The organism is Microtetraspora sp. AC03309 (assembly GCF_020826795.1).
Lineage (GTDB): Bacteria > Actinomycetota > Actinomycetes > Streptosporangiales > Streptosporangiaceae > Microtetraspora > Microtetraspora glauca.
Genome location: NZ_JADDIL010000044.1, coordinates 57,127 through 75,803, shown reverse-complemented (window position 1 = coordinate 75,803; position 18,677 = coordinate 57,127). Strand labels below are relative to the sequence as shown.

Below are 18,677 nucleotides of genomic sequence, written 5' to 3'. Positions count from 1 at the left end.
CCCGCCCAAGCGCCGAGGGGACGGTCCATCCCAGCGGCTCCGCCGACGGCCGCTCTCGCACCATCTGGGCCTGAGGCGAAGAGACCTCCGGAGGAGCGAGCAGCACGGGAGAGCTGACCGGCCCCAGCGACTCGGCCTGCCGCAGGATGTCGTTCTCCAGCTCCCGCAGCTCCCGCCCGGGGTCCAGACCGTGCTGGTTCACGAGGATGTCTCCGGCTTTGCGCAACACGGTGAGCGCGTCTGCTTGGCGGCCGGTGCGGTACAACGCCAGCGCCAGCAAGCACCACAACCGCTCCCGCAACGGATCCGCCCCCGTCTCGACCTCCAGATCCGCGATCACCGCCAGCGGCCGACCCAGATCAAGCAACGCCTGCGCACGCCGCTCCACCGCCACCAACCGCAACTCCCGCAGCCGACTGACCTCCGTGATCGCCCACGTCTCATCACAGAACTCGCCGTACGGCACCCCCCGCCACAACCCCAGCGCCTCCTCCACCGACGCCAAAGCCTCCCCCGCCGGCAAGAACTCCGACCGCTTCACCAGATCCGTGAACCGCACCGCATCCACACTCACAGCCGCCAGCACATACCCCGGCGGCCGCCCCACCAACACCTTCGGCCGAGACCGCGCCGGCCGATCACGCTCGATCGCCCGCCGCAAATGCGACACATACGACTGCACCGTCGCCAGCGCAGTGGCCGGAGGCGCGTCCTTATAGAGATCATCGATCAGCGTGTCCACTGCGACGAGCTGCCCTCCGGCGACGAGGAGCCGGGCCAGCACAGCGCGCTGACGCGGCCCGCCCACTTCGACAGGCCTGCCGTCGCCGTCGTAGACCTCCAACGGACCGAGGACCCGGAACTCCACCCGCACTCCCTGTCGGTCGGCCCAGGGAACGAAGCCGTCGCGCCGGACGCCTCTCGTGCACACGACGGCACGTCCACGACCTGCAAGATCTTCGTCGCTGGAGTGACCTCGGCCTTGCGGCCCCAACAGCCAGGGACTGTATGCCGGAGCCGTCGGCCGAGTCGTCCGCCGTACGGGTGATTCGCTGTCCTTCGCTGGACACATGGCGCGGGCGTAAGCGGCGGCCGCCGTCAGGCGTTGTAGCCCCCGTCCACGTTCAGGACGGTGCCGGTGATGTAGGAGCCGCCGGGACCGGCGAGGAAGACGATCGCCGCGGCGATCTCCTCGGGCCGCGCGTAACGACCAAGAGGCACCGAGGCGAGGAACGTGGGCGCCAGCTCGCTGTCGGCCGGGTTCATATCGGTGTCGACGCAGCCGGCCTGGACGACGTTGACCGTGATGCCTCGCGGTGCGAGGTCTCGTGCCGCCCCCTTGGAGTAGCCGATGACACCGGTCTTGGTGGCGACGTAGTCGGCCAGCCCCGGCCAGCCCACCCGCGTGCCCGTCCCCGAGCCGACCGAGATGATGCGGCCGCCCTCTTCCATCACCCTGGCGGCCGCCCGGATCCCCGCCACGACTCCACTGAAGTTCACCGCGTACTGGCGGGAGAACGCCTCGATGTCCGCGTCGGGCGCGTCGATCGCGCCCACAACCCAGATCGCCGCGTTGTTGACCAGGATGTCGAGCCGCCCGAAGTGCTCTACCACCGCGTCGACCAGGCCAGTGACCTCCTCCGGACTCCCCTGGTCGGCCTTGTGGGCCCTGGCGCGCACGCCCATGCCGACGAGGTCCTCCACGACAGCCTCCGCCTTCTCGGCCGAGGCCACGAAGCTGATGGCGACATCCGCGCCCTGCTCGGCGAGCGCGCGTGCGGTCGCGGCACCGATGCCGCGGGAACCGCCGGTGACCAGTGCCACCTTGCCCTTGAGTGTCTTCCCCATGCTCGCGCCTCTCCACTTGTCGGCTTCGATCACTGGGGCCGGTGCGGGGCAAGCACGTCATCCCAGCCCGGCCTGGGATCACCATGCAGGCCGACATTGCGAAAAACCTGGCGTCTCCCCGGCAGGTACCGAACGGCAGGCGAGGCCCAACGGTGCGGTCCGACCCACTCGTCGCCGGTCAGGCTGATGGCCGGAACGCCCTCAAGCCGGCCGCAATGCCTTTCAAGTCAACGGCAAGGACCGGACGCATGGTGAGAACCGGTGGATCGGTTGCCGTGCGGACGGTTCCGTCCGCACGGCGACCATGACGTCGCGCCGCGCCCGATGAGCTCGCTGCGCGGCGTGTTCCAGCCTTTCGCACAACCAGCGACAGAGGACTTCGGCATGAGCACGACCGACACTCCCCGGACCGCACCAGAACCGATCGCCGTGGTGGGGATGGCCTGCCGCCTACCCGGCGCCCGCTCCCCCGAGGAATTGTGGGAGTTGCTGTGCCGTGGCGAGAACGCCGTCTCCGAGATCCCCTCCGACCGGTTCCCGGTCGAGGAGGTCTATCACCCTGCGTCCGGCGTCCCCGGCAAGATCGCCTCCAAGTACGGCGGTTTCGTCTCCGGCATCGACGAGTTCGACGCGGAGTTCTTCGGCATCTCCCCTCGCGAGGCCGCCGCGATGGACCCCCAGCACCGCGTGGTGATGGAGGTGGCCTGGGAGGCGTTCGAGGACGCCGGCCTGGTACTGGAACGGACGCCTGAACTGACCGGCGCGGTCTTCATGGGGGTCATCACCAGCGACTATTGGGACCGGCAGTCCGGAGTGCTCGAAGAGCTCGACGTGCACACGGTCGCCGGAAGCACTCGAGGCGGCAACGCCGGACGCGTCTCCCACGCCCTGAACCTCACCGGGATGAGCGTGGCGCTCGACGCCGCCTGCTCCTCCTCCCTGGTCGCCGTACAGCTCGCCGTCCAGTCGCTGCGGGCGGGCTCCTGCGACGTGGCCTTCGCCGGGGGCGTCAACGCCATCCTCACCCCCGACCACGGCATCGGGTTCTCCCAGGGCGCCATGATGGCCCTGGACGGCCAGTGCAAGACCTTCGACGCCCGCGCCGACGGCTACGTCCGCAGCGAGGGCGTGGGCATCGTCGTGCTCAAGACCCTCTCTCGGGCGCTGGCCGACGGGGACAGGATCCATGCCCTGATCCGCGGAGCCGCCGCCAGCAACGACGGGTACTCGGACAGCTTCATGGCTCCCCAGGTCCCCGGACAGCAGGCGGCGCTGCGGGCGGCCTACCGCGACGCCGGGGTGGACCCGGCCAGCGTGGCGTACGTGGAGGCCCACGGCACCGGCACCAGCGTCGGCGACCCGGTGGAGATCGCCGCGCTGGACGGGGTGCTCGGGCAGGGGCGCCCCGCGGACCGCCCGCTCCTGGTGGGTTCGGTGAAGACCAACCTCGGCCACACCGAGGGCGCCGCCGGGGTCACCGGGCTGATCAAAACCGTGCTGTGCGTGCAGCGGGGATGGCTTCCGGCCAGCCTCAACTTCACCTCGCCCAACCCCTCCATCCCCTGGGACGAGATCGGGGTACGCGTGTGCGATCGGGGACAACCCTGGCCGCAGGGAGCACAGCCACGCAGGGCCGGAGTCAGCAGCTTCGGCATCACCGGCACGAACGTGCACATCGTCGTCGAGGAGCCGCCTCCGCCCGCCCAGCCGGACGAGAGTCGCGGAGACGGCGAGCGTCCGATGCTGCTGCCGATCTCGGCGCGCACCCCGGGCGCCCTCACCGCGCTCGCGGAGCGCTACCGCGACCTGCTCGGCACCTCACCGCTGGACGGGGTCGTCCGTGCCGCAGGCGTACGGCGCAGCCACCACGACCGGCGGCTGGCCGTCGTCGCGAGCACGAGCGAGGATGCCGCGGCCACGCTTGCCGCTTTCGCCCGGAACGGCCACGCGGAGGGCGTCTACACCGGCGAACTGGACGATCTCCAGGGGGCCCACCGGACCGTCTGGGTTTTCCCGGGCCATGGTGCGCAGTGGCTCGGCATGGGCCGCGACCTTCTCGACGAGGAGCCCGTCTTCGCCGCAGCGATCGCCGACTGCGAGAAGGTGATGCGTTCCTATGTCGACTGGTCGCTCACCGCTGAGCTCAGCGCGGACCCCGAGACCTCCCGCCTCGCCGAGATCGACGTCGCACAGCCGACGATCTTCGCCGTCCAGGTGGCGCTCGCCCGCCTGTGGCGCTCGTGGGGCTTCGAACCCGACGCCGTCATCGGGCACTCGATGGGCGAGGTGGCGGCGGCCCACGTGGCCGGAGTTCTCGACCTCGACGACGCCGCGAGGATCATCTGCGGCCGCAGCCGCCTCGTCCTGGACACCACCGGCCACGGCGCGATGGCAGCGGTCGAACTGCCGGCCGAGCGGGTGAAGGCCCTGCTCGCCGAGCGGGGCGGCACGGCGGTCCTGGCGGTGATCAACGCCCCCACCTCCTGCGTCATCGCCGGCGAGCCGGAGGAGATCGACCCGATCCTGCACGACCTGGACGCGGAAGGGATCTTCGGGCGCCGGGTGCAGGTCGACTTCGCCTCACACAGCCCGCAGATGGACCCGCTCCGCGAGCCGCTCCTCAAGCTCCTCGCCCCTCTCCGTCCCCGGCAGGGCGATATCCCGCTGTGCTCCACGCTCACCGGCCGCTTCATCGCCGGGCCGGAGATGGACGCGGCGTACTGGGCGGACAACCTTCGCGAGCCGGTGTTGTTCGCGGACGCCGTCCAGTACCTGGCGGATGCGGGGTTCGACACTTTCGTGGAGTTCAGCCCCAATCCCCTGCTCGCGCGGGCCGTGCAGCAAAACCTGCGGCACGCAGGCGCAAGCGGGATCGTGGTCACCGTGCTCGCCCGTGACACCCCAGGTCGGACCGCCCTGCTGGACGCGGCGGCCGAGCTGTACGTCAGCGGCCGGGTCGTCGACTTCTCCCGGCTACAGCCCGGCGGGACAGCGGGCGTGGCCCTTCCCTCCTACCCCTGGCAGCACACGCGGTACTGGAAGACAGTCGACCGGGCGACGGCACGCGGCGGGGCAGCGAGCGACACCGGAGGCCACCCGATCATCGGCAGGGCACTCACCCTGGCGCCCGGCGACACCCTGGTGTGGGACTTCTCCGTCGACCTCGAACGGTTGCCGTACCTCGGTCACCACCGGGTCCACGACATGCCGATGCTGTCGGGCACGGGCTACCACGAGCTCGCCCTGGGCGCCGGGCAGGAGGCGTACGGCGACCGGTTCGAGGTGACGGACCTCCACCTCGAACGCGCGCTGTTCCTGACTCCGGGAACGCCCCAGCGCCTGCAGGCGCGCCTCGACTCCGCCGGGGACGACGGGAGCCGCCGCTGGACATGTCACGCGGCCGACGCGACCGGCGGCGAAAGCGCCGAGTGGATGCGGATCGCCACGGCGTCGCTGCGGCCCTGTCGAGCGGACACGCGGGACGAGCGGATCGGCCTCCCCCAACTGGCCGGTTACCCGGACAGAGTCGATGTGGCCGAGCACTACGCCGCGCTGCGCCGCCGGGGCATCCAGCAGACCGGGCCCTTCCAGTCGGTGGTCGCGCTTCATCGCACTAAGGGGGCGGTGGCCGCCGAGCTGAAAGTCGACGACAGCATCGCCCCCGGGCTGCGGCGCTACCTTTTCCACCCGGCGCTGCTCGACTCGGCCCTCCAGCCGGTGATGTCCCTGCTCGGCGACAGCGACGGCGACGCCGAGAGCAACAGCGACAGCGCGGGGGCGAGCGACACCTACCTGCCGGTACGCACCGGGCGTTGCAGGGTGCACGCCCGCCCTGAGGCCGACAGGCTCCTGTGGTCGACCGCTGTCCGGTCCGCCACGGTGGTCGGACCCGATGTCGTGGAGTTCGATGTGCTGATCGGCGACGACACGGGCCGCCTGCTGGCCTCCATCGAGGGATTCCAGCTCAGGCGGCTGGTCAGCGAGCCGCCCGAGATGGTCGAGCACAGGGCGCGCCGCCTGCTGTACGGCGTCGAGTGGGTCGAGTTGGAACCGCACGCCGAGCCCATGCCCGCGCTCGAACGAGCGTCCTGGCTGGTGGTGGCCGACTCCCCACTCGGCTCCGAACTGTGCGCCGTTCTCGCGGCCGAAGGTGGCGAGCCGCTGCTGGTACAGCCCGGCACCGGCTATCGCCGGCTCGGCCCCGACCGCTGCACGCTCGATCTCGCCTCCGCCGAGAGCTGGGAGATCCTGGTCAAGGAGCAGACGGCACGAGGGGCATGGCCCCCGAGAGCGGTCGTGCGCCTGTCCACCGCGGGAGCCGCGGAACAGGAGACCGGATCGGAGGTCCTGGAGGGCTGCCACGACGTTCTGGCCCTGGTCCACGCGCTGACGGCCGGCGAGCCGAGCGGCGCTCCCCGCCTCTGGCTCGTCACCACCGCCGCCCAGGATCCTGAGGGCATCGATGATGTCGACCCCGTGGAGACCGCCACATGGGGCATCGGCCGCGTGATCCCCTACGAGCATCCCGAACTGCGCTGCTCGATGATCGACCTTCCTGCGGACCCCGACGCCGCCACCCTTCGTGCCCTCCGGGCGGAGATCGAAAACGACGGGACCGAAACCGAGGTCGCGCTGCGAACCGGCCACAGGTACGCCGCCCGGCTCCGGCGCCGGCCGCTCCCCGCCGCACGCCCCGTCCCCGTACGGTCAGACGCGACGTACCTGATCACCGGAGGCTTCGGCGGGGTCGGACTGCTCACCGCCGAATGGCTCGTCCAGCACGGCGCACGGCACCTGGTGCTGGTAGGCCGCAGCGGCGCTCCGGCGGGCGCGACCGACCGGATCGCCGCGATGCGATCTGTCGGTGCGGAGGTCCACTTCGCGAAGGCGGACATAGCCTCCCGCACCGAGGTGGCCGACCTCCTGGAGGACCTCGCCCGGCGCATGCCGCCGCTCCGCGGTGTCGTCAACTCCGCCGTCGTCCTCGACGACGGAACGCTGGCACAGCTGGACCGCGAGCGATTCTTCGCGCCCATGCCTCCCAAGGTCGACGGGTCGTGGCACCTGCACGAGCTCACCCGCCGCCTCCCTCTCGACTTCTTCCTGATGTACTCCTCGGCGGCCTCGGTGATCGGGTCACCCGGGCAGGGGAACTACTCCGCCGCCAATGCCTACCAGGACGGGCTCGCGTACTACCGGCGCGCCAACGGCCTACCCGCCCTGAGCGTCAACTGGGGACAGTGGACCGACACGGGACAGGCCGCCAAGGCGGGCAAGGACCTCCGGCTGGACGAACGCGGCTTCGCCGGCTTCACCCCCGCGGAGGGCTTCGCGGTCCTCGGCCGCCTGCTTGCCGACCCGCCGGCCCAGGCGTCGGTGATGTCGTTCGCCCCCGCCGTTTGGACGCGGTACTTCCCCGCCCTGCGCACGTCATCACTTCTGCGCGAGCTGGTGGACGGCGAAGCGACGAACTCCGCGGACTCCGCGGGCGAGGCCCCGCCGCCGGACCTGACGCCGGCCATGCTCGCCGACCGCGACGCGCAGGAAGCGGAACTGCTCGTCACGGCTTACCTGTGCGCGCAGGTAGCGGCCATCGTCCAGCTTCCCTCCGAGCGGGTCGACACGGCGCAGCGCCCACACCGCCTGGGCCTCGACTCCCTGATGGCGGTCCAGCTCCGCAATCGGATCGCGGCCGACCTCGGCGTCACCCTGCCTGCGGCGATCTTCCTTCAGCGCCGCACGATCGGGGATCTCGCCTCTGTCGCGCTCACGCATCTGAGGGAGTCAGGGGACGGCCTGGAACGGCGCTGATCCATCGGCGGTCCTCGGGCGCCGGTCACCTACCGGGCCGGCGCTCGGCGGGCGCCGGCCCTCCGGCGTTCTGCCCATCCTGTCCTTACGGGCCGCTCCCTTTTGCCCCCCGCGACAAGGGCGAATCCCACACCTACGGGTGGTAGAGAGCGTGGGCACGCGCCATGTCGACAGACCTGTCCTCCGTGAAACACAGGAAGTAGTCCACCTGCCATGCCTGAGTGCTGCGTGCCTGACGATTGCTCGTGGTCACCCACGGCGGGTAGACGCGGAAGCCTCGCTTCCCGCCGGAGCCGTCCCGGGACACGATGCCGCGCTCGCACAGCACTTCTCGCGGGAACACGAACTGTCCGAAGTGTCCACTGTCGCGGCTGCTGATGACGAAGAGATCAATCCCTTCATCGGCGTCGAAGGGTCGGATCGGGCCTTCTGCGGATCGCTGCCACACGGTGACGAACTGGCCGACCTTCGTCGGAGTGGTCTTGGCCACGCGGAACCTGACCGACAACCCGTCGATCGTGATCCCGTGAGCTGCGTACTCGGCACTCTCCGGTTCGGGCACCGGCTGTGAGCAAAGAAAGCCACTCGGGTCGTACACCAGTGTCTTCGCCGCCAGCAGGTCATCGTGAAGCCCCGCCCACGGCTGATCGGCCGCCATCCTCACATCCTGCCGCAGTCGTGCCGCTGCCACAGACCGACCATGTCGGCGTACAGAGGCGACCGGGTCATCAGGTCACGATGAGATCCGGTGAGCACCGTGGTGCCGTCCATCAGCACAATCCGCCGCGCTCGTCGTGCGGAGCTGATCCGGTGCGCGATCACGATGAGAGTGCCGGGCCTGGCGGCGAACGCCAGCTCGGCCCTCGCCTCCGCCGCCGGGTCCAGGTGGCAGGTCGCTTCGTCCAGGACGACCAGACGGGCCGGGGAGGCGTAGGTGCGGGCCAGGGCGATGAGCTGCCTTTCCCCGGCCGACAGCGTGGACGGCTCGTCGATCACCGCGTCCAGACCGCCGAGCCGGTCGACGAGCGGCCCGGCCCCGACCTTCTCCGCCGCCTCACGCAACCTCACGTCCCCGATATCGCCCGGGCAGAGGTAGGCGAGGTTCTCCCTGACCGTCCCGGTGAACACGTACGCCTCCTGGGGTACGAGCGCCATCGTGATCCGCAGCTCGTGTCCGGCGATCGACGTGAGAGGGACGCCGCCGAGCCGTATCTCGCCTCCGCTGGGCTGCCGCAGCCCGGTGAGCAGCATGGACAGCGTGGACTTACCGATGCCGCTGGGGCCCACCACGGCCAGGTGATCGCCTTCGTCGATCGTCAGGTCGAGGTCGCGTACGACGGGTGTCGCCTGCGGCGCGTAGGCGAAGCTCAGCCGTTCCGCCCGCAGCTCATGACCGCTCGGGGAGAACGACCCGCCGGGCGAGACGGAGACGGCGGGTACGGTGATCGTCTCGGCGATCCGGCGCAGCGTCACGGCGAGCGCCACGCCCCATCCGCCCACCATGCCGGTCAGCGATCGCAGGGCGGGATCCAGACCGGTGGCCAGATAGGTGACGGCTCCCACGACCTCTCCGGCGCTGAGCCGGCCGTCCTGGATCAGCGGCCGCGCGGCGACCAGCAGCCCCAGCAGCGGAACGTGTGCGCCGAGCGCGACGACGAACCGCCGGCCCAGAGCCGCTCGCGCCAGCGCCCGGGTGGCCGTCGTCTGAGCGGTGACCGCCGCCTCCACGGTCGCGTACGCCTGGGTCTCCGCTCCGCAGGCGGCGACGTCGCGCAGCCCCGCGAGGATCGGGGTGGCCTCGGCGGTGAGCGCCTCGTCGGCGATGACCTGCTCGCGCTGACGGACCACGAGCACACGCAGCAGCCTGGTGAACACGACCAGCGCCACGAGCACGGGTCCGGCGGCGATGGCCGCGGCCAGAGGCGAGAGGGCCAGCAGCCCCCCGAGCGCGGCGATCAGGGAGATGCCCAGCGCGCGACTGCTTCGCAGCAGCGCGGACACCAGGTTGCGCAGCGTGTCCACCTGCTCCGTGAGACGAGTGACGGCGGCGGTGTCGGGGGGTTCGGCGGCGCCGGCGGCGCGGGTGATGGTGGCGGCGACCACGGCGTGCACGAGGTCGTCGCGCAGCGGCTCCACGACGGCGGCCAGGTGCGGGAACATCAGGCGGGTGGCCACGGCTTTGACCAGCATCGCGAGCCCCAGGAGGGCGAGCCAGGCCAGGCCCGTACCCGGGCTCCCGGCCAGGAAGCCGTGATCGATGGCGGCGGCGATGAACAGCCCGGACAGCCACACCGGACCGGCTTCGACGAGGGACCAGGCCATCGCCATGACGAGTGGACGCCTGCGACGGCCCAGCAGCGTGAGCAGTAGCCTGCGTCCGTTGGCGATGGACGGGTCCTGTGCCGGGGACTTCGCCGGGGCGGGCCCACCATGCGCCTCACGCCGTGGGCGGGTCAAAGTCGGGCTGGGCATGAGCTGTCCTCCCCTGACGAATCGCCGCTGATCGGTTCGGTGTCGGACGCGAAGAGGGCGCGGTAGGCCGGGTCGCGCCATAGCGCCTGGTGGGAGCCCTGGGCTCTGATCTGGCCGTTGTCGAGCCAGACGACGAGGTCGGCGCGGGCGGCGGTGGTGGCGCGATGGGCGACGACGAGCCGGGTGAGCCCGCGCATGCCCTCCACCAGCGTGCGGATCACCTTCGCCTCGGTCACCGTGTCGAGGCTTGATGTGGCGTCGTCCAGAATGGTCAGGCGGGCGTGCCGGACCAGCGCGCGTGCCAAGCCCAGGCGCTGCAGTTCCCCTCCGGACAGTGGCGCGGTGTCGGCGGGTGTCCGGTAGCCGTGTGGGAGGCGGCGTATGACCTCGTCGACGTGCACGGCGTGCGCGGCCCGCCGGACGGCATCGCCGTTGAGCTCTGGATTGCCGTAGGTGATGGCCGAGGCGAGGTCGCCGCCGAGGAGCATGGGGCGTTCGAAGGCGTAGGCGACCGCGCCGCGCAGCCCGCCCGGGTGGACGACGGCGATGTCCTGCCCGTCGAGCAGCACCGTTCCCCGATCGGGGTCCATCAGCCGTCCGGCCAGCAGGGCCAGCGTGGTCTTGCCCGCGCCGGAACGTCCGACGAGGGCGGTCAGCGCTCCGGCGGGGATGTCCAGGTCGATGCTGTCCAGGAGCGGCGTGCCCTCGTGGGTGACAGTGACGCCGCGGAAGGCCAGAGCCCCGGGACCGGCGGGCAGCGGGCGGGTGCCAGGAGCCGGGGACGGCAGGGCCAGCACCTCCGCCACCCGCTGTGCCGCGGCGCGGGAGTTGGCCAGCCCCATCAGCCCGTCGAACTGACCGACGAAGCCCAGACCGAGGGCGGTGTAGCCGGCCACGGACAGCAGCTGTCCCGGCTGCAGGCGCCCGTCCACGAGACCGAGCCCGGCCACGGCGAGGACCAGCACCTCCACCAGCGGCAGCAGAAGAGTGAGCTGCCATACGCCGCGCGCTTGAGCGCGCCACAGCCCGTGCCCGGCACTGGACAGGTCCGCGAGAGGTACGAGAACCCGGGTGATCTCGCGGTCGACGGTGCCCGAGGCGCGCACCGTTCGGATGCCGGCCAGGGCGTCGGTGAGGCGGTCGGCCAGACGCCCCTGCGCCTCCTGGTAGGCGCCGTACAACCCGGAGAGGCGGTTCACGAACAGGCGCATGATGATCGACGCGACGGGCACGACGACCAGGAAGACGGCACCCGCCCGCCAGTCGGTCATCAGCAGCGCGACGACGCCCCCGGCCGAGGCGATGAACCCTGTCGCCATGGAGAGCAGCGTCAGCGGGACGGAAGCAACGGTGGCGGTGTTGTTCACCAGGCGGTTGACCAGTTCGCCGACGGGATGGGTCCGGGCCCCGGTGGCTCCGAGCGCCAGGACGTGGATGGTGAACCGCAGACGCAGGGCCGACGTGGCGGACGCGGTGGAGGCCGCCCCCGCCAGTGCCCCCATGAGGTCGGCGCACACCATGGCCGCCAGGACGAGCCCGAGCTGCCAGGCGGCCTGCGCTCCCCTGCCGGCGAGAACGCCGTCGACGGCGGCGGCGAGCACGGCCGGCAGGGCCAGCGCGGCGGCCGAAGCCACGAGGCTGGACATCGCCGCCACGGCCAGCGGCGCCCATGCCCGCCGTACGGTGGCCGCGACAAGACTGTCGGCCTGCTTGTATCTCGTCTGCTGTCGTGACTCGCCAGACGACTGATCTGACATCGTCTCCCTCTGGGACGTCTCCGTGGTCGCTGTGCTCGCGGCCTGGTTCATCCGCTGCCGCAGGGCGGCTGCTTACGGTGAATGGCGAGGTGGCGGCGAGTCTGCCGCCTCTCCGTGGAGGGCCCGGGGCATCTGCCCCGGGCCCCCGCTTAGGGATCTATCTGATGCTCATGCCGTACGCAGAGCGCCAGATGTTCTACCAGGTGGGTCCGCCAGTGGTACCCGAAGTCCGCGCCCAGTCGTCGACGCAGGTGGCCCCGCAGGTGAGCCTGCACGGCGCGAGGCTGACCTCCTCCTCAACCGGAAGCATGTCCAGGGTGGTGATGTCGAGCTGCATGATCTTTCCTTTCTCGATGGTGCTGTCTGGGTCACCCGCCTTGTGCGGGAGACCCCTCTGCGGCCGGGCCTGAACGACCACCGCGCTGACGTGCGGGTGGAACGCGCAGGAGTACCGACCGAGCTTGTGGCGTCCACGGTTCGCGAAAGCGTGCGTGGGACGCGGGCATCCGGTCAGAGACCGCCGGACGACCCGCTGTCGAAGAAGCGGACGATACGGTCGAGAACCGCGCCGTCCGACGTCTCGTGCAGCGGATCGTGGCCGCCACCGGGTACCTCCAGATAGGTCACCTCGGCGCCCACACGTCTGCCTGATTCGCGTAGCCGGTCGTACAGCCGTCGCGAATGGGTGACCGGGATGATCGGGTCCTCCTGGCCGTGCACGATGAGGAGCGGCAGGCGTATTCGGTCAGCCAACCGGAGCAGGTCGCGGGAGCCGAGCGCGTCATCGGCGAGCTCGGCGCGTCCGCCGAGCCGGTCCAGCAGGGCGCGTACCGCGGCCGATCCGTCCTGTGACAGCGCCTGCCCCGACAGGAAGGGCGCGACGACCGCAGCGCGGGACCACAGGTCCGTCTCGGCGGCGGCCGCCAGCAGTGCGAGGAATGCGCCGTAGCTGACCCCGTAGAGCATCGGGCGCGGTCTTTCAGGCCCGCGGGCAGCGGCCAGGGCACGGCCCAGGTGCAGGATGTCGGCGAGGTCGGGTCCGCCCCACGCGTCGCGGATGGCGTCACGGTGAGCGGCGCCATACCCCGTGCTGCCGCGCTGGTTGGGGGCGACCACGGCGATGCCGGCGGCGGCGAGGCGCTGAAAAAGCGGGTCGTAGGCGAACTGCCAGGCGGACTCGGGACCGCCGTGCAGCGCGAGGACAACCTGGGGACTGGTTTCCGGGGTGCCGTACACGATCGCCTCGATCGAACCCGCCGCACCTTGATAAGACCGGACGCGAGCCGGCTCCCCACGGACTCCGCTGCCGACGTCGCCTGCGGGGACGGGTGGCACGGAGGGCTCCGGCACCCTGACGAAAGCGGGCGGGCTGTCAGGGGCAGTGTGGATCACATGCAGGCCGGCGGTGCTCCAGTGGGCGGCCGGGTACAGCATTCCGGGCGGGAGATCGGCCTCCGTCACGGTGTCGTGCACCAGGTCGTGCAGGAGGAGGTGGGCGCGGGTCCGGCGGGTCACCATGAGGGCAAGGCGTCGTCCCATCGGGTCCAGCGCCAACGGTGTCACCGCGCCCTCGATCGCATTCAGCCGGTCGGGGAAGCAAGCGGGTCCCTCCGCGTCCCTGTGGCGAACACCCAGGCGATAAGCGCCATCGCATTGCGCGACGGTGATCAGCGAACCTGCGCCGGGCGCTGCCAACAGCAGATGCTCGTCACGCGCCAGCCGGGCCGGCGGGGCGAGGCTGCCGCGCGAGGTGTCCAGGACCACGGTGCCCGAGGCCGGCTTCACCGTGGTCAAGGCGAGGTGGCGACCGGCCTCGTCCAGCCAGACGCCGCCCTTCACGAGGTAGGGGAACTCGGCGATCGGCTCGGGCTGCTCTGCCCGCCCGGAGAGGCGCCACACCGTGGTGCGCCCGTCAGCGCAGGCTTCGAACGCCAGAGCCGCTGCTCCCCCGGCCGTGCCGACGACGAATCTGACCCCGTTGCCGCGAAGGACGCCCAGTTCATGTTCTTCGGCGTCCTCGCCGGCGTACGGCGATGGCGCGACCAGGGACAAGCGGTGCTCGCCGAGCCCGAAGCGGCACAGCAGCAGCGCGCCCACGTCGGTGGGCACCGGCATGGTCAGCGAGGTCTCACCGGCTCGGGTTCGCACCAGCCGCGGCAGCGGGCGCGCGTCGGCGAGATCCCACAGCTCCGCGGTGAGACGGTCGCGGCCGAGCCGGGTGAGGCAGGCGGCATACCGGCCCTGCCCCGAGAAACGGAAGTTGATGCGCGTGACGTCCCGCAGATCGTTCTTCCTCTCGGCGGTGACGATCGAGCTCATCGGACCGCCACCCTGGCAAGCGAGTCGCGCTTGGCGTCGGCCATCCATGGACGCGGCCCGCCGTGGCGGAGTCGGTGCAGGAAGCCCAGGATGCCCGCCAGTCCGGCGTTCCAGCCGACGGTTACCGCCATCCCGTTCTCGTCTGGCACCACCAGCGACCCGTCGCGGACGACGGCGCGGCTCCACAGGACCCCGGCCAGCTCCTCGGCTTGCGCGCGGTAGCCCGGTTCGCCCAGGAAATCGGCCAGGTCGAGCAGGAACTGCCCGTCACCGGCCAGACCGTGGCAGGCGGAGGTGCCCGAGACCAGGCGCCGTGCGTAAACGGAGGCGGCTGCGCTCTCGGCAGCCTCCCGGAACCGCGGATCGCCGCCGGCCGCGTGCAGGCGGACGAGGAACGTGCCCACCCCCGACGACCCACTGCACCAGTGAGGCATCATTCCGCCACCGTCGGGAGTCTCCGGCCACCAGGCCGTCCCGCCCCGGTACTCGGCCGCGGCCAGCAGCGTCTCCCCTGCCGCCATGGCGGTCTCCAGACAGTCCGCGCGATCCAGCGCGGCGCCGACGGCCAGCAGGAACGTCGCGATCCCCGCGACTCCGTGGGCGAAGCCGTAGTGCACGACACCTGCCAGCGAGGAGTCGAAGTCGGCGGGAACAGGCCACAGCACCGCACCGGCAGCATGCTGCGCCGCCTTCAGCAGGGCATCAGCGCATTCGCGGGCGCGGTCACCGAAACGGGCGTCTCCGGTCGCACGCCAGAAGTGCAGCAACGCGAGCCCTGTGCCGGCGAGGCCGTGGCACACGTCCGGGTTCGGCCAGCTGACCGGCAGGGCCAGCGCCATCTCGGTCCCCGTGGCGTTCAACGCCTCGTCGCCCAGCGAGCGCCCCGCCTCGAACAGGCCCCACGCGATCCCGGCCCGGCCGAAGTACAGGCCCGGGGAGGGCCGGTGCTCACCCACGAGGCGACGCGTCGTCCAGGCCGCCGCCTCCCGCAGGACCGTGCCGGCATCGGCCCGCGCCTCCGCAGGGAGCACCTCGCCGGAGTCCGTCCGCAGAATCGCGGCGAGCAGGTTGAGCACCCCCGCCGAGCCGTACTGGACGGCACACGGATCAGCCGCCGCACCATACCCGCGGGCGGGCCATAGAGTGCCTCGCGGCCTGGGATCCGCGAGCGCATCCGCCGACATCGCCTGCAGCATGTAGGCGATGCCGTCCTCGATGAGGCGATCCTGTTCGGATAGGCCCAGGCCGTAGACCTCCGGCACCCCAGCTGAAACGACGGACGGCACGCTGCGGGCGGACAACTCGTCCAAGAACTCCTCCACCCGCTTCAGATCCCACCGTTCCTCGGGGTCCTCCGCCATCAGACCGAGCAGCAGGGGCGCCATCGCGGTCGCCACGGGGTCACCGGCGGTGGCGACGCTGACCAGCGTGGCCAGCCGCGCATCACGCGACCGCGCCCCGAGGGGCTCGTCGTCCAGCAGCAGCGGCGCGGACGCGGTGGACAGGTGGTACAACGTCGCGCCCAGCGCGTACAGGTCGACGGCGGCTCCGGGTGCGGGCGAGTGGATGGCGGAGGCGCGCTGCTCGGGCGCCGCATAACCCGGGGTGAAGTTCCGCTGGACGACCGCACCGGGAACGGAGGCCAACTCCAGGTCGATCAGCCGGCACTCGAGCTCGGGAGTGATCATGACGTTGTTCGGCGTCAGATCGCGCAGCACGTACCCCTGGCCGTGCACAGTGGAGACGAGAGCCACCAGGCTTCTGGACAGGCGCAGGACGATCCCGAACCACGCCGCATCGGAATCGGCGCGATGGCGATCGCCGACCCAACTGCTCAGCGCGATGCCGGGCAGGAGTTCCTGCGCCAGGAACAGGTTGTCGTCCTGCTCGAAGAGGGCCACATTGCGTGCCGTGACGCCCAGCGGCGCGAACAGATCGAGCATGCGTGCTTCGTGACGGAGCAGGTCACGCATGTCGCGTCCGTCGATGGACGCGCCGAGATGGGGGCGGGCCTGTTTGATGACCACCTCTCCGCCCTCGAGCCGGTCCTCGGCCCGGAACACACCGCCCTTCGCGCTGTGCCGGATCGCCTTGCGCACCATGAACCGGTCACCGAGCAGCACCTGCTCCGGACGGGTCGCCTTCGGCGGCGCCTGCCCCGACTCGAAGGGACACGCCGCCCACGCCGGAGGTGAATACCACGCGTCGCGCCGGTCGAACTCCTTGGTGCCGTCGGGCGCGGTCAGCCGAGAGTCATAGGTGCCGTCGTTTCCCAGCTCGCTCGGGGCGGAGAACACCCCGTAGCGGTAGTGCACCAGGCTTCCCGGGCGATAGGCGCGATCGGACAGGATCGGGGGCCCGGACAGGGCGTAGGTGGCCGAGTGCAGTTCCTCGGCGATCACTACGGCGGTCTCGTCGTCCGGCGGGTACACCGTGACGAACTTGCCGACCGATCCGCGATCGGTCTCCCGGGAGATGAGGCCCACCAGTTCCTGCAGGTTGGAGGCGAACTTGAAGGCGCACTGGTGGCGGCCCAGCACCTCGACCACCCTCGCCAGCACGAGAGGAGCCGAAAGCGGCGTCGCCGAGACGTGCAGCTTCCAGCCCTGTGGCCGCGTGGTGGAGCCCACCGGGGTCACATAGGTCCACGGCGTGCCGGGGCGGACTTCCCAGCCGGCGATGTCCGCCGACCCCGGAGACACCGGGCACTCGGAACTTTCTGCCCCGCTCCCCGCGACGGCGTTCGCTGTCGCCGCCTCCTGCCCGGCCACCCGGATCAGTGCCGCCCTGGCGACATCCTGGAGCAGGAAACGATCCCCCTCGGGGCGCTCAACCTTGTCCATGGACTCACTCACGTCCTTCAACCCATGCTGTCGTTGCCTTCCGCGACGTTCGCGCGGAACAGGGACAGCCACCCTCGTGCAGCTTCCGGTCGGTGCTTCCGCACATCCGTGGGGACGACCGGCCCTGATAGGGCCGCACATCGCGGATGGTGTCCGGAAACTCAACCTGCGCCGAAGGTACGCGGACGACTTGCGGCCGACATGTGATCGCGTGGAGCTTGCGGGAACCGCCCCACTGTGCTTCCCGACAAGCCACCTCAAGCGGATTGCAAGGCACATGGCCAAGCTGACCGGCGCAGGCACGTCAACACGCCGGGGGAACCCGAAGGGCGCGCCTTGCCACGGGGTCCGCGGACGACCGTCGACGGGCGTGGCGTTGACGAATCGCTTCGGCATCGAGGTGGTCGCACATCCGCGTGCTTCTCGATCCCGGCATCGACGACACCCGCTGCCAGAAGGAGGCAACACATGCGAAAGCTGAGGCCTGTATCCACACTGGCCCTCGCCATGGCTTTGCCCGGCTTCTTCGTGCTGCCGACCGACGTGGCGGAGGGCATCCGCTGGGACAACCACCGCGGGCCGCTCCCCGGTGATGATTAGGCGGCTCATCCGCCGCCGGCGGATCAGACTTATCCGGCGGCGCCTGCTGCGGGGTGTCTACTGCCGTGGGCGCGGGTGGCACGCTGAGAGCGAGCGGTGGGCGCGGCTGGCGAGTGAGGCCGCACGCCAGGTGGATCTTTCTGGGCATGCGACGCTGCTGGTCGACCTGGCGTCGCTCTGGCACGGACTCACGCGGTACCCGGAGGCGCACGATTGCGCCCGGAGAACGATGGAGCTGCTGGCCCCGGCGCCTCCCGGCCCGGAGCGAGACGGACCGCTCGCCGACGCGCTGGTCCGGATGGGCGACGTGGAGCGAAGGCAGGCCCGATACGCCACCGCCGAGGCGCACCTGCGTCGCGCGTTCGAGCTGGTGCGCGAGGAGGACCACGAGCGGGGCGCGACCGTGCGGCTGGCCCTGGGCGTGCTGTGTAAGGAGACCGGCCGGTACGACCAGGCGGAGTCGTACTACCGGGAAGCACTGGCCGGCCTGGAACGGCACGGGGGTGACCACTCCATGCGCGCGGACGCCCTGCACAATCTCGCGGGGCTCGCGCATGCCCGAAGAGATCCCAACGGGGAAGCCCACGCGCGGGCCGCGGTCGAGATCCGGCAACGGCTGTTCGGCCCCATTCACGACCACGTCGCGGCGGATCTGGCCGTGCTCGGCGCGGTGCTCGCGGACCAGGGCAGGCACGCCGAGGCTGAAGACGCACTGCTTCGAGCCATGGAAATCTTCCGTGACCGCTTGGGAGCCGATCACTACGAGGTGGCGGTATGCCAGGTGAACCTGGCGTACCTGGACGATCTCCAGGGCCGGTCCGAGGAGGCGGGACGGCGTTACCGGGACGCTCTGCGCATCAAGCGCCTCACTCTCGACCCCAGGCATCCCGAGATAAAACGCCTCGTGGCCCTCGTCCAGGCCAGATCGGGATAAGGGCTGCGGGACAAGGCGGCTACCAGGACCTGTCGCGTGGACCTGGCGTGAGTCCGATCAGGTCCACAGACCTGGGAGCCGCCGCCATCGAAC

Annotated in this window: 11 protein-coding genes; 3 read left to right on the top strand and 8 right to left on the bottom strand. The window is 70.9% G+C overall.

Annotation, left to right across the window (positions count from 1 at the left end; translation table 11 throughout):
• The coding region (locus IMZ11_RS24835) for a BTAD domain-containing putative transcriptional regulator (RefSeq protein ID WP_228644751.1) at positions 1-868 on the bottom strand (868 nt) is incomplete at its 3' end.
• Between the two features lie 230 nt (positions 869-1,098).
• Positions 1,099-1,848, bottom strand: a complete 750-nt coding sequence (locus tag IMZ11_RS24830; RefSeq protein ID WP_228644750.1) for an SDR family NAD(P)-dependent oxidoreductase — start codon at positions 1,846-1,848, stop codon at positions 1,099-1,101.
• 384 nt (positions 1,849-2,232) lie between these two features.
• On the opposite strand from IMZ11_RS24830, the gene IMZ11_RS24825 reads away from it, so the two are divergent.
• A complete protein-coding gene (locus tag IMZ11_RS24825; RefSeq protein WP_228644749.1) occupies positions 2,233-7,659 on the top strand; it encodes a type I polyketide synthase in 5,427 nt (1,808 codons plus the stop codon).
• Between the two features lie 133 nt (positions 7,660-7,792).
• On the opposite strand, the gene IMZ11_RS24820 is transcribed toward IMZ11_RS24825, so the two are convergent.
• From IMZ11_RS24820 to lanL, 6 genes are all read right to left on the bottom strand, one after another.
• Complete coding sequence (locus IMZ11_RS24820; RefSeq protein WP_228644748.1) at positions 7,793-8,317, bottom strand: MepB family protein; 525 nt, start codon at positions 8,315-8,317, stop codon at positions 7,793-7,795.
• Positions 8,318-8,319: 2 nt separating this feature from the next.
• On the bottom strand, positions 8,320-10,131 hold the full coding sequence (locus IMZ11_RS24815; RefSeq protein WP_228644747.1) for an ABC transporter ATP-binding protein: 1,812 nt from the start codon (positions 10,129-10,131) through the stop codon (positions 8,320-8,322).
• Positions 10,113-11,888: an ABC transporter ATP-binding protein gene (locus IMZ11_RS24810; protein WP_228644746.1), complete on the bottom strand. Its 1,776-nt coding sequence runs from the start codon at positions 11,886-11,888 to the stop codon at positions 10,113-10,115. Before IMZ11_RS24810 ends, IMZ11_RS24815 begins: the two co-directional genes overlap by 19 nt.
• A 196-nt stretch (positions 11,889-12,084) precedes the next feature.
• The gene (locus tag IMZ11_RS24805; protein ID WP_228644745.1) at positions 12,085-12,225 is read right to left on the bottom strand and encodes a hypothetical protein; all 141 of its coding nucleotides are present in this window, start codon (positions 12,223-12,225) and stop codon (positions 12,085-12,087) included.
• Positions 12,226-12,398: 173 nt separating this feature from the next.
• Complete coding sequence (locus tag IMZ11_RS24800; RefSeq protein ID WP_228644744.1) at positions 12,399-14,207, bottom strand: S9 family peptidase; 1,809 nt, start codon at positions 14,205-14,207, stop codon at positions 12,399-12,401.
• On the bottom strand, positions 14,204-17,050 hold the full coding sequence (gene lanL, locus IMZ11_RS24795; RefSeq protein WP_228644743.1) for a class IV lanthionine synthetase LanL: 2,847 nt from the start codon (positions 17,048-17,050) through the stop codon (positions 14,204-14,206). The genes IMZ11_RS24800 and lanL overlap by 4 nt, the downstream gene beginning before the upstream one ends.
• A gap of 468 nt (positions 17,051-17,518) precedes the next feature.
• On the opposite strand from lanL, the gene IMZ11_RS45460 reads away from it, so the two are divergent.
• Positions 17,519-17,650 (top strand): hypothetical protein, encoded by a 132-nt coding sequence (locus IMZ11_RS45460; protein WP_255707034.1) that lies wholly within the window; start codon positions 17,519-17,521, stop codon positions 17,648-17,650.
• Between the two features lie 130 nt (positions 17,651-17,780).
• Positions 17,781-18,584 (top strand): tetratricopeptide repeat protein, encoded by an 804-nt coding sequence (locus tag IMZ11_RS24790; RefSeq protein ID WP_228644742.1) that lies wholly within the window; start codon positions 17,781-17,783, stop codon positions 18,582-18,584.
• Positions 18,585-18,677 lie beyond the last annotated feature (93 nt).